The organism is Streptomyces sp. NPDC040432 (assembly GCF_055595445.1).
Map to the genome: position 1 here is coordinate 39,962 of NZ_JBVIVP010000028.1, position 12,026 is coordinate 51,987.

Genomic DNA, 12,026 nt, shown 5'->3' on the forward strand with positions numbered 1-12,026 from the left:
ACCGAGCCGCCGGAGGCGGGCGCGGAAGGTCCGGGAGGAGTAGCCGTCGTCCGCGATGGCCGTCTCGGATCCCCGAAACAGCGGGGCCTGGCCGGGCCTTGCTCGGATCCTCGCTCGGGTCGTAGTGCCGGCCGAGGCGTCGATGGACGGATGGTCCCATCGGCCCGGGACAGGCACCGGCCCCCGGCGCGCGGCCATTCGGAGCCCGCGCGGGAACCCGGACGGGTGACATCACGGAACGGCACCCGACTCCGATCGGAACTCTTGTGCGATGTTCGCCCACGGTGACGAGACGGCCTCAGGACCCTGCCGGCCACCCGCCCCGGACCCCACCCGGCGCACGATCGCGCCAGGCCTCAGGCCGTCACCTCCGCCCCCATCCCCGCACAACCGCGAGCCGCCCCCGCGTGGGTAGGCCCTCAGTGACGACGGAGCAGACATGCGAACACTTACCTGGGCAGCACGAAGCGTGGCGGTCCTCTCGGGCGTGGCACTCGCCGGGACGCTCCTCGCGCCCGCAGCGTCGGCGCACCAGGGGCCCGATCCCAAGGCTCCGAAGAAGCAGGCCGCGAAGAAGCAGCCCGCAGCGAAGCCGCCTGTGAAGCAGGCTCCCAAGCCGGCTCCGGCCCTGCCCGAACCGGCCGCGGAGCAGGGTGCGGGCGAGCAGAGCTCCGACAACAGCTGTCGAACCTCCCGTGACGTCAGCTCCGCGGTGGTGGACTACGCAGGCACCGGGCTCTTCGAGACGGTCTTCCGATCCGCCACGGACAACCAGGGCCACGCGTTCCTCAACGACAGCCGCAACCCCGGCGTCTGGATCAACCTCGCGCTCGTCCCCAACGCCCCCAGCTGCGTCTACGACACCACCCTCGCCGTCACGGAGGAAAGCCCGGGGCATCTGTTCGTCACCCTCCTCGCCGACGACGGCACCCTCCACCAGGCCACCTGCACGACCACCGACAACGTTCCCTTCACCCCCTCCAACCTGCGCACCGCATGCGCACCCGGCTTCACCAGCCTGCCCGACACCCCCGTATAGACGTCGCCGTCACCGGTCGCGGTGATGCGCCCGGTGCCGGCGAAGTCCGGCACCGGGCCCCGCACGGCCGGTCGACGCCGTAGCGGCGAGGTGGTGAAGTCACCTCCCGTGAGGATGACGGGCGCCGGCGGCCGGGATCAGGGTGCGCGCCGCCTCGACCCGTTCGCCCTGATGAGCGGGGCAGCGGCCGCGATGGCGGCGGGCGCGAGCGCGAGGGATCAGCCCGGTCCCATCGCACGGAGGTGCGCGGGTCCGGATTCCGCGTGACCGAGCGGCATCCCGACCGAGGATCCGGGCAGGCGGGGAGAGAACCACCCCGCCCGAACGTGCCCGGCGACGAACCGCCCTTCGCCGAAGGCCTGGACGTGCTGCCGGCACGAGCCGAACGACGGAGCTCGGTGCAGGACGGCTGCGCTCCGCCGCCGCAGCTCGGACGATGGGATTCCGGCCGCAAGCCGCTCGGTGACGGACGACCACGAGACATCAGCGTGCGTCGCCCGGCAAGGCGGCGAGGGTGCACGCGCCGACGGGCCGCCCACAGCGCCGGTCCGTCCACTCGACGAAGGGACAGCAGCATGACGAGCGAGCAGTCCGACGCAGTAGGGGGTCACAGGTCCGTGGCGCTCCCCACAGCCGAACGCGCGGGGTGGGACGCGGTCGACGTACGCGCGGTGGACACCGTGCGTCTGCTGGCCGCCGACGCGGTGCAGAAGGTCGGCAACGGCCACCCGGGGACAGCGATGAGCCTGGCCCCGCTGGCGTATCTGCTGTTCCAGAACGTCATGCGGCACGATCCGAACGACGACCAGTGGCCCGGACGGGACCGGTTCGTGCTCTCCTGCGGCCACTCCAGTCTGACCCTGTACATCCAGCTGTACCTGGCCGGCTACGACCTGCGGCTCTCCGACCTGGAGGCGTACCGGACCTGGGCCTCGGCCACGCCGGGCCACCCCGAGCACCATCACACCCGCGGAGTGGAGATCACCACCGGACCGCTGGGGCAGGGTCTGGCCGGCGCGGTCGGCATGGCGATGGCCGCCCGCCGCGAACGCGGACTGCTGGACCCGGACGCGGAGCCCGGCACGAGCCCCTTCGACCACCACGTCTATGTCATCGCCTCCGACGGTGACCTGATGGAGGGCGTCACCGCGGAGGCCGCTTCCCTGGCGGGCCACCAGCAACTGGGCGACCTGACCGTCTTCTACGACTCGAACCACATCTCGATCGAGGACGACACCGACGTCGCCTTCAGCGAGGACGTGCCCGCCCGTTTCGCCGCCTACGGCTGGCACGTGCAGACCGTCGATTGGACCGCCGACGGCGAGTACGTCGAGGACGTCGACGCGCTGCTCGCCGCGACCCGGGCCGCCCGGGCCGAGACCGGCCGGCCTTCGCTGATCATGCTGCGCACGCTGATCGGCTGGCCGGCCCCCACGAAGCAGAACACCGGCAAAGCGCACGGCTCGGCCCTGGGCGAGGACGAGATCGCCGCCACCAAGCAACTGCTGGGGTTCGACCCGGCAGCTCACTTCGTCGTCGAGGACGATGTCCTGGCACGCACCAGGCGGGCCGCGGAGCGCGGCCTCGCCGTACGCGCCGAATGGGACGAATCCTTCACGCGCTGGCGCAGTGCGCAGCCCGAACGCGCCGCGCTGCTGGACCGGCTCCGAGCCCGCCGGCTGCCGGACGGCTGGACCGACGTTCTGCCGACCTTTCCCGCCGATGCCAAGGGGATGGCGACGCGAGCCGCCTCGGGTGCGGTGCTCACCGCCCTGGCCCCGGTACTGCCGGAACTGTGGGGTGGCTCGGCCGACCTCGCCGGGAGCAACAACACCACCATGGACGGCGAACCGTCGTTCATCCCGGCCGACCGGCAGACCAAGGACTGGAAGGGCGGGCCGTACGGACGCACCTTGCACTTCGGGATCCGCGAGCACGCCATGGGCGCCGTCCTCAACGGCATCGCGCTCCAAGGTCTCACCCGCCCCTACGGCGGCACCTTCCTGACCTTCTCCGACTATATGCGGCCCGCCGTGCGTCTCGCCGCGCTGATGCGGCTGCCCGTGACCTACGTCTGGACCCACGACTCCATCGGTCTGGGCGAGGACGGTCCCACCCACCAGCCCGTCGAGCACCTCGCCGCGCTGCGCGCCGTTCCCGGCCTCGACGTGGTGCGGCCCGCCGATGCCAACGAGACCACCACCTGCTGGCGGACCATCCTGGAGCACGACGACCGACCCGCGGGTCTGATCCTGTCCCGCCAGAACCTGCCCGTACTCGACCGCGGAACGTACGCCCCTGCCCAGGAAGCGGCCCGCGGCGGCTACACCCTCGCGGACGCGGCCGACGGGACCGCACCCCAGGTGATCCTGATCGCGAGCGGTTCCGAGGTCCACATCGCCCTGGAGGCGCGCGACCTGCTCGCCGCCGACGGCTTGGCGGTGCGCGTGGTGTCCATGCCGTGCCTCGAATGGTTCGCCTCCCAACCTCGGGAATACCAGGACACCGTCCTGCCGCCGGCCGTGCGCGCACGGGTGAGTGTCGAGGCCGCCGTCGGCCAGGGGTGGCGCGACGTGGTCGGCGACGCCGGACGCATCATCAGCCTGGAGCACTACGGTGCTTCCGCCGACTACCAGCGTCTCTACGACGAGTTCGGCATCACCGCCGAGGCGGTCGCCGCGGCCGCCCGCGACAGCATCGACGACACGGCCCGGGCCCCGCGCCCCGGCGGGCACCAGCGGACCGCAGCGCCCTCGGAGGGCGGCGCCGGTGACGTTCCCTAGCTTCGCCCGGATTCGGGGCTGATCGTGAGGGGGCGCCCGCGCCGGCGCGGGCGCCCCCTCACATGTCGTCGCTCGGGGACGGTCTACCGCCCCTGATCCGACTCCGCACGGCAAAGGTCCGACCGGCGCGTGCCACGGCGCCGGCTCACCTGTGTCCATTCGGCGAACCACCAGGCGCCGGTGACCACGGCAGCCCACAACAGCCCGCTGAGCGCGGCCTTCGACCAGGACACGCCCTCGCCCCAGTGCTCGACGCCTGTCAACACCACCCAACTGATCACGAGTACAACAGCGGTACGTACACGTCGATGCCTGAACATGCGTCCCGCCTACCCCACATACCGGCACCAAACGGATCCGTGCCCGGCTGTTGGAAAGGAGGAGAAAGTTGGTGCCCATGTTCTGCATAGAGCCGGTGATATCGGCCAGGCGGGGGGAGAAGCAATCCGGCAATGTGAACGGAGGCATGACGATGGACTGGCGTCACCAGGCCGCCTGCCGACAGGCGGACCCGGATCTGTTCTTCCCCATCGGAACCAGCGGCCCGGCCCTCCTCCAGATCGAGGAGGCGAAGGCGGTGTGCCGAAACTGCCCGGTTCTGAGCGAATGCCTCCAGTGGGCCCTCGAAGGGGGCCAGGACATGGGTGTGTGCGGCGGCCTGACCGAAGACGAACGGCGCGCGCTCAAGCGCAGGATGGCCAGGGAGACCCGCGCCCGCCTCGAAGGCTGATCCCCCGACGTCAGCGCTGACGAGCGGGACAGCAGGGCAGCGGAACCGCATCCCGGCCCCGGCCATGCCGGCCCCGGGCGGTCCGTCCCGGACCTGACGGTGGTCCGAACGCCGTCCCTGGCTGCGTCCCCGTCCCCATCTCCGCCGGCTCCGCGGCTGTCGGCGATGCCGCGTTCGACCCGGCCGAAACGGACGACTTCGCAGGGTGGAGGACATGCTCGGCCCGGCGTGGGACGCATCGCCACGTCTGGTGCCGCGGTCCCGTGAGGTGTGGTCCCCGGTGTCGGCGGCCTGCGTGAGGAGCTCCGCGCCGTGGTGAATGGCGACGGTCGTCACCGGCGACGTTCGGGGCGGCCACCAGCCGGCCGTGCCGGAATCGGGGGGCGGGCCCACTGATGTCGCCGGTCGGACTCCACAGCTTGACGATCATGGTGCGGTGACGGCCGCAGATCCTCGAACCCGGTAGTGCGCCAGTCCCGTTGGAGCCCGACCCTTCTGTGCTGTCGCTGGTGTTCCACTGGCTCGCGCTCCAAGGACGACGGGTGTCCGCCTGGGCCTGCGCGCCGCCGGCGCTCACCGTGGTGCAGGTCGCGAGGAGGGCCAAGCACAGGGCGCCCAGGCGCCTGCCCTCGCGGCGGACGGCGGAATTCGGATTCATCGGTGGTTTCCCCGGGTGTTCGGCGCGGAGCTCGCGCAGGCGCGCGGGTACCGCAGATGGGGGCGAGGCACCGGTGGGGCCGGTTCTCTTCGTCTGTCCCTCAAGAAGACCCGATGGACCATGGGCGGAACAGGAAGTTCAACCCGCAAGACTGTGTACCGCGGACTTTTGCGGGTGGGGTTCGATGTTCGAGCAGAACCACGTCGAGGAGCAGGGCACGTCGGCGGAGTCGGTCATGCCGCGGACCGTCGCCCGCCGAGCTTGCGCAGGCGCAGCCCGGCGTACTGCTGGGCACGTTCCGCGCCTGTCGTGCCGCTGTCCTCCTTGCTCGCTTCCATGCGCAGGCTCACGTTGGTGTCGCCGCCGAAGTGACGGCACACATGGACATGTGCCGCGTAGAGCCGCTCCAGTGCGTCCTCGAAACTCCGGTAGGTCGCTCCCCCGGCGACAGCCGGGAGGAGCCGTGTGCCGAGGCTGTCCAGGGACTGCACCAGGTAGTAGTGGTCACGGGTTTGCAGGCCACTGAATCCCGAGCCCACACGCGGTGGGGTCATGGTCGGTCGGATCGAGCGGACGTAGAGCTCGGGGGCGAAGTCCGCGGCGTGCCGCATGGCGAGTGCGGCGCTCGTGCAGAACAGCACGGTCCAGTCGAGGTATGCGGCTTGTTCCGCGGCCGTGCGTGCGTTGACGGCGCATCCGCAGGTCACGGTGATGGCCTGGAGGTGCGCGAAGAAGAGGCGGTGTCCGGACGTCCAGCGCAGTTGTGCCGTGTGCTCGTCGGCGGGGGCCGGTATGTGGCCCCGCGGCGGGCGTACGAGTCCTCCGTCTCCGGGGTACGTCCGCCGCCGGCGCAGCAGCGCCGAGCCGCCGCCCACCAGCATGGAGCGCTCGGCCGGGCTGAGTGAGGAGGCGGTCCGCGCGAGGTCGAGGGCGGTGTCGATCTCGGCGACGAGGAGGGCGCGGAGGAAGTACTCGGCGGGGCCGTGGGCCCTGGCCACGCCGAAGAAGGTGTCGTGTTCGGTGAAGGCCTCCTCCAGGGAGGGGGTTTCCTGGGGCCCGGCGGTGTCGTAGTGGTCCGGCGCCAGTAGCTGCCTCAGTCGTCCGGGGTCGGTCGCCGGTGGTGGGGTGTCGAGCTCGGCTACCAGTGCGTTGACCGCGGACGTCGCCGACCACAGTTCCTCCCCGGTGGTGGGGAGGTCGCGCGCGTGGAGGAGGGGGAGCGGTTTCGTGGTCACGGCAGGGGTCCTGTGTGTCAGGGGCTACCACGTCAGCGGATAGTCCGGGTCCAGCATGGGCAGTGCCTCGCGTCCGGGTTCGAGGCGCTCGTGTCCGTCGAGCAGCAGGGTCCACTCGGAGGTTTCCTCGTGGCTTCGTGTCGCTTCGGCAAGTCCTGGGGGTGGGCCGTGCGGGACGCCCGGCGGGAAGACGGTCACCGACCCTTGGCGCACGCCGCTCTCCGTTCGGGAGCTGAAGTCGCCGTCGGCGAAGAGCAGAAGTTCGTCACCGCCGAGGTTGACGTGCTGGTAGGGCACTTTGACGGCGTGCGGGTGGTACTCCAGCAGACGCGGGGTGAAGAAGATCAGGTCGGCGCCCGGCATGGCGAAGATCTGGTGGACCGGCGGTGGCGCGTGCAGCCGGGCGCTGACCGGCTCGCAGTCCGCGATGTTGAGCACGTACGGATAGAGCGTCCCGGTCCAGCCGACGACGTCGAACGGATGGTGTCGGTAGGTGATCGCCGTTCCGCGGTGACCGTGCCGGGTCAGGACGGTCGTGCCGCGTGCGTCGACGGGCTGTGGCGGGTCGGGATGCCGCAGGTCACGTTCGCAGTAGGGGCTCCCTTCCAGGAGCAGCCCTTGCGGGGACAGGTACCGGGCCGGGGCGCCGATCCGGCCCGCCGACTCGAACAGGGTCAGCCGCAGAGGGGGCGCCGTATCGTGGGCCGCCGGTGGTGTGCGCCGGCCGGGGTCCGCCGGGGGCACCGTTCCCGACCCTCCCGCCGTGGAGGGATGCCAGGCGTGCACCACCCCGGCCGGGATGACGACGAAGTCTCCCGGGCCGACCTCCATGCTGCCCATCGAGGTGTGCACCCGGGCCGTCCCCGCCTCGACGTAGGCGCACTCGTCGGCGCCGGCGTTGCGGTACAGGGGCGAAGCAGCGGTGGCCACGGCACGCCAGACGCGCAACGTTTCACCACCCACCAGCATGACGCGGTGACGTACCGCGTCGGCCTCCGCACCGGGGGCGGGCGCCGGCCGACGGGGAAAATGCAGGGCGGCGTGCAGTCCCGAGGAATCGGATTCCGTCGACGGTGGTTCCCACGCAACACGTCCTTCGACACCTGCGGGGTTGTGCAGGTGGTAAAGCAGCGAGGATTCGCCGTCGAATCCGTCGTCACCGAGCAGTTCCTCCACCAGGGGCGTTCCTTCCGGCCCGTCCCAGTAGATGTGCCGTTTCGGCGGATAGAACCCCACATTCCTGTAGTGCGGCATCGAAATCCTCCCGTCATGGATGAGATCGAGCATCATCGCTCCGGCACTCGATCCGCTTCCTACGATCGGACCCGGAACGGATGAATTCGGATCGTCCGCACCCTCCTCCCCCGCACACGGACACAGGCGCCTAGCATGAAGAATCGGCACTGATCAGAAGGATGAACCAACGGGCCCCGGAGGTACCTGTGAGCGTCGAACGAGTCAACCACGTGGTCCTCTGGGTGCGTGACGTGAATCGATCCGCCGAATTCTACAGTTTCGTTCTGGGCCTATCGGTGATCGAGCAACACGGTAACGAGAAGGCGTTTCTCCGCTCCCCCACAAGCCCCAATCATCATGATCTCGGACTATTCCAGGCCGAGGTGACACGAGAGGTCACACCGGGAAGTCCGGGCATGTATCACACGGCTTGGCAGTGCGAGTCGCTTTCCTCGCTGGTGGAGATTCGCGAGCGTCTGACAGCGGTGGACGCCTTCCTGGGAGGAACCGACCACGGCGCCACCAAGTCCTTGTACGCACAGGATCCCGACGGCCTGGAATTCGAGGTCATGTGGCTCACACCGCGGGAGACCTGGGTGGAGGGACGCCAACCGTTCGGCCCGCTCGACCTGGAGGCCGAGCTGCGCCGCGTCGAGAGCGGCAACGGCATCCGGTAGGTCGTTCCGCGTCCTGGTGTCCGTAGGCCCGCCGGACCCGGAAGGAACATGGCGACCGCCACCCGGTTCGGAGGGATCACCCAGGTTGGGCACCCGGCGGGCAGCTCCTTCCGGCTGATCAGCCACTGAAATTCGGCCACACCTGGCTGTTAGGTTCAGCCAGTCCGAGGCGAACCCTCGGCCCCCACGCCCTGAGCCACTGCGGGTCTCGGGGCGTGAACGGCTTCAGGTGCGGGGAACCGGCGATCGCCGTACTCGGTTCCCCGCCCCGCCCGTCCGCCCGCCCCGCCCAGGAGGGCGGGACCGCCGACTCCGGCGAAGCATTCGGCTGTCGCCGGGCCGGGACTTCGGCACGAAGCTGCGGCTCGGTCCCCTGCTCGAATCCGGGCATCCCATTCTGCATCCGGAAAGTGGGGCCGGACGTCTGATCAGCGGCTGGTCGCGCCCTCATTGGCCGGGCCGCCCGAGGCACCCGTCGGGCCATGGCGAACAGGTGTCGCCCCTTACGGTGTCGTCGGCCGCGCCCACATGCGATCGGCTGCGGGATGCACCTGTGCGGGACGGCGTCACGGAAAGCAGCGGGCGGCCCCCGGGACCGGCTGCCCTGGCTGAGGCCGGGTGGAGCCGTTCGCGGGCTGTGGCCGCTGAGTTCGTTGCCGGGCCGCCGTTTTCGTGCGGCGGCTTCGGTGCGCGGAGATGCCGTGGTAAGCAGGCTCGCTCGCGAGCAGAACCACGGCCAGGCGTTGGATCCGTTGGTCGAGGACCAGGGCGATGCGCCGGCGTCGCGCGCTGCGGATCGCGGCGAGCGTATGCGTGCTGGTGTCCAGCTCGGCGGCCAGGAAGCTGGTCGGCCATCCTCGTTCGGCGAGGTCCCGCAGAGCGGCGGCGGCCCGTTCCGCCCCAACCAGGCCCGGTAGAAGCCGATCTCGCCTGAAGACGCTGTTCAGGGGAGTTCCTAGAACGGCATCGGAGGTGACGCGGTGAATGCCGGCAGGCCGCTCTCCGGCCGGGCGGAGCAGTCGCCGCACGAGAGTGACGGCGACTCCGGAAATCGCGGAAATGTCCGCGGCCGACAGGCCCGACTCCCGTAGTCGACAGGCATGGGAAGCAGCGGCGCCGGAGGAGACCCGAGCGGGTCTGCCCGCCTTCAACTCCCTGGTCCGCCGAACTCGGTCCCGGCGAGCCGCGGCTATGCACTCGGGACGGGTACAGCCGTAGTCGGCGCAGGACGGACTGCCGTGCCGGACTCGGGACCGGATCGGCTTCTTGCGGCCATCGGCCGCGGCCACGGGAGGCGGAACAGGGTCGGTGGAGGTCGCCGCAGACGCTGTGGGAGAGGTTGTTGCGTTCATACCGGTGTGATTCTGACTTGCCTTCATGTCGAATTCGGCTCGGGTACCGTTCGCGGGCCGGGCTCCCCGGGCGGGGGAACCACCGGATCAGGCGCACGGACCGCGCGATCCAAGTGCGGCGTCGAGCGTCGCACGAGGCATTGGGCCGTTCGACCCTGCCGATGACTTCCTGACCACCCGGCCCGCCGAGAGCAACGCAAACGTTGAGGGCATGGTGTTCAAACGCAACGGCCACCCGACTCTGTGTTTGCCGTGCGTATCCCGCACTCCGGTGATCATGGGCCGACCGTAGTCAACGCCACTGACAACAGACCCTTTTGAAGACTCTGTTGCCGGCAACCACGACGCCCGGGACCCCGGCAAAGCGCCTGTCGTCCTCGGCGTTCGGCCGCGACGCTCCACGGCTCCACGCGTATCGGTCCTGCAGCCGTGAGATGTCCGCATCACTGCCCTGACACCGCACGTCGAGGGCGAGGCGTTGCTACCCGAGCCAGACGATGTGCAGGACGTCTCGGACCATCTTCCGCGCCGGGTCGGGGAGATCGGAGAGGGTCTTCGCGGCCTGCGGGGACAGGTGCGCCGCCCAGGGCTGACCGGTCACCTGCGGCGACCGAGGACGTCGTCCAGGTCGATGAAGTCGGATTCGTCTCGGCCGGAGCCCACGAAGGCGTCCACTGCAGGGGCCGCGGCGACGCGCAACTGCCAGATGCGCACCACTTCGTGCAGTGGGGTGAGGCTGAAGGAGTCGCGGGCGTCCTCCAAGGCCTTGGCCCAGTCCCGCTCGAAAGCCGGCACCCACGTGTCCGCACGACGGTCGGCACGCAGCAGGGCACGCAGTTCGGCCGGGGCCCCGGGCGCGGGCGCGTACGGCGGGACGATCGCGGGGTCTACGGGTTGAGCGCTCACGGGCTCCTCCAGGCAGGTGGTACCGCCACGGTAGCCGCCGCAGCACCGGAGCGAGGAGGGGTTCGGCCTGCACGGCGGTCGGAGGCGCATCGGACCTCCACATCGGCACGCCCGACTCCCCCAGGCGTCACGAATCCGCAGCACAGGCGCGCAGGGGCCTTCCCGGTGGGGCGCCGCCCGCCCGCTTCGCCGCGCAAGGCATGGATGGACGGACGGAGTCGCCGGCAGCTCACCCACACACCCCGGACCGCCGCGTACGGGTGCCCCCGCCCGTTCCGGGACGGCGCGTCAGGCCGTGGCGAGCCGGTCCACCAACAGCTCCAGTCTCGACTCCGCGTCCTCGGGCAGGAGCCGGCCCGCTCTGGTCAGGGTCGCCAGTCCGTGCAGGGAAGCCCAGAACACCTCGGTGAACAGCCCTGGGTGGACGCCGTCGCCGGCGACCTCGGTGAGGTTCTCCAGCAGGGCCGCGAAGGCGTCCTTCAGCGGCTCGGGGGTGTCCTCCTGCGCGTACATCAGGCCGCCGTCGAGCTGGAACAAGGCGTCGTAGACAGCCGGGTTGCGCTCGGCGAAGTCGAGGTAGGCACGAGCGAGGGCGGCGACCCGTTCACGCGGGCCGTCCCCTCTGGAGGCCGCGGCGCGCACCTCCGCGGCCAGTTCGACGGCGCCTTCCAGGGCCACGGCGCCGATGATCGCGCGCTTGCCGCGGAAGTGGCTGTAGAGGACGGGCTGGCTGTATTCGATGCGTTCGGCGAGCCGTCGGGTGGTGACTGCGTCCCAGCCCTGCTGCTCGGCGAGTTCACGGGCGGTCGCCACGATCAGGCGCTCTCGCTCCGCCCGTTCGCGCTCCTTGCGTTCTTTTGCCGACATGCAGGAATTCTAGCACCGCTAGACAACTGAGCGACAGTAGGTCTAGCGTTGCCTCATCACCTAGCAACGCTAGTTCGGGAGGGATCGTCATGCTCAACGCTCTTCAGGTCTTCACCGTCGTCGTCGTCGGCCTCATGGTGGGGGTGGAGTTCTCCGTCCTCTTCATCATGAACCGCATCCTGGACGCGCTTCCCGAGGACAGCGGCCAGCTCGGCCATGCCCACGGCGGCCGCATGCTCGGCGCCGTGATGCCGTTCTGGTACATCGGCTCGGTCGTCCTCAGCGCGATCTGGGCCGTCGCCGGATGGCAGCACGGCGGCGCGGGACTCGTCGTCACCGCAGCCGGACTGCTGATCCTCAGCGTCATCATGTCGATCCTGCTGCTCGTCCCGATCAACAACCGGAACAAGACCTGGACCCCCGAGAACCGGCCCGCCGACTGGAAGGAGCAGTTGCAGCGCTGGCACCGCTACCACTACCTCCGCGTCACCGTCATCATCGCCGCGTTCACCCTGCTGGTGACGGCCCTCGCCTGATACCAGG

The 12,026-nt window shown here is 70.2% G+C and carries 9 protein-coding genes; 5 read left to right on the forward strand and 4 right to left on the reverse strand.

The genetic code is table 11. The annotated features are described in order from the left end of the window. Nucleotides 1-439: 439 nt before the first annotated feature. The 3 genes from ACZ58N_RS34410 to ACZ58N_RS34420 all read left to right on the forward strand — a co-directional run bounded on the left by ACZ58N_RS34410 (nucleotide 440) and on the right by ACZ58N_RS34420 (nucleotide 4,552). Nucleotides 440-1,039: a hypothetical protein gene (locus tag ACZ58N_RS34410; RefSeq protein ID WP_471168167.1), complete on the forward strand. Its 600-nt coding sequence runs from the start codon at nucleotides 440-442 to the stop codon at nucleotides 1,037-1,039. A gap of 617 nt (nucleotides 1,040-1,656) precedes the next feature. Beyond that, on the forward strand, nucleotides 1,657-3,822 hold the full coding sequence (tkt, locus tag ACZ58N_RS34415) for a transketolase (RefSeq protein WP_471168170.1): 2,166 nt from the start codon (nucleotides 1,657-1,659) through the stop codon (nucleotides 3,820-3,822). 472 nt (nucleotides 3,823-4,294) lie between these two features. Beyond that, nucleotides 4,295-4,552: a WhiB family transcriptional regulator gene (locus tag ACZ58N_RS34420; RefSeq protein ID WP_471168172.1), complete on the forward strand. Its 258-nt coding sequence runs from the start codon at nucleotides 4,295-4,297 to the stop codon at nucleotides 4,550-4,552. Between the two features lie 891 nt (nucleotides 4,553-5,443). On the opposite strand, the gene ACZ58N_RS34425 is transcribed toward ACZ58N_RS34420, so the two are convergent. Then, nucleotides 5,444-6,445 (reverse strand): hypothetical protein, encoded by a 1,002-nt coding sequence (locus ACZ58N_RS34425; protein WP_471168175.1) that lies wholly within the window; start codon nucleotides 6,443-6,445, stop codon nucleotides 5,444-5,446. A 24-nt stretch (nucleotides 6,446-6,469) separates the two neighbouring features. After that, nucleotides 6,470-7,699, reverse strand: a complete 1,230-nt coding sequence (locus ACZ58N_RS34430) for a cupin domain-containing protein (protein WP_471168177.1) — start codon at nucleotides 7,697-7,699, stop codon at nucleotides 6,470-6,472. Nucleotides 7,700-7,860: 161 nt separating this feature from the next. Between ACZ58N_RS34430 and ACZ58N_RS34435 the strand changes: the two genes are divergently transcribed. Beyond that, nucleotides 7,861-8,358 carry a VOC family protein gene (locus ACZ58N_RS34435; protein ID WP_471168179.1) on the forward strand — a complete coding sequence of 166 codons (498 nt, stop codon included), beginning with the start codon at nucleotides 7,861-7,863 and terminating at the stop codon, nucleotides 8,356-8,358. Nucleotides 8,359-10,307: 1,949 nt separating this feature from the next. On the opposite strand, the gene ACZ58N_RS34440 is transcribed toward ACZ58N_RS34435, so the two are convergent. Beyond that, nucleotides 10,308-10,616, reverse strand: coding sequence for a DUF6247 family protein (locus tag ACZ58N_RS34440; protein WP_471168181.1), 309 nt, complete (start codon nucleotides 10,614-10,616; stop codon nucleotides 10,308-10,310). Nucleotides 10,617-10,904: 288 nt separating this feature from the next. Continuing rightward, entirely contained in the window at nucleotides 10,905-11,483 is a 579-nt protein-coding gene (locus ACZ58N_RS34445; RefSeq protein WP_471168183.1) for a TetR/AcrR family transcriptional regulator, read from the reverse strand. 89 nt (nucleotides 11,484-11,572) lie between these two features. Here ACZ58N_RS34445 and ACZ58N_RS34450 point away from each other — a divergent pair, with 89 nt between their 5' ends. Beyond that, complete coding sequence (locus ACZ58N_RS34450; protein ID WP_471168186.1) at nucleotides 11,573-12,019, forward strand: anthrone oxygenase family protein; 447 nt, start codon at nucleotides 11,573-11,575, stop codon at nucleotides 12,017-12,019. The last annotated feature ends 7 nt before the right edge of the window (nucleotides 12,020-12,026 follow it).

Coding starts and splice junctions, on each gene's coding strand:
- ACZ58N_RS34445 (WP_471168183.1), bottom strand. CDS start 11,483: ATGTCGGCAAAAGAACGCAAGGAGCGCGAACGGGCGGAGCGAGAGCGC.
- ACZ58N_RS34410 (WP_471168167.1), top strand. CDS start 440: ATGCGAACACTTACCTGGGCAGCACGAAGCGTGGCGGTCCTCTCGGGC.
- ACZ58N_RS34435 (WP_471168179.1), top strand. CDS start 7,861: ATGAACCAACGGGCCCCGGAGGTACCTGTGAGCGTCGAACGAGTCAAC.
- ACZ58N_RS34420 (WP_471168172.1), top strand. CDS start 4,295: ATGGACTGGCGTCACCAGGCCGCCTGCCGACAGGCGGACCCGGATCTG.
- ACZ58N_RS34450 (WP_471168186.1), top strand. CDS start 11,573: ATGCTCAACGCTCTTCAGGTCTTCACCGTCGTCGTCGTCGGCCTCATG.
- ACZ58N_RS34430 (WP_471168177.1), bottom strand. CDS start 7,699: ATGCCGCACTACAGGAATGTGGGGTTCTATCCGCCGAAACGGCACATC.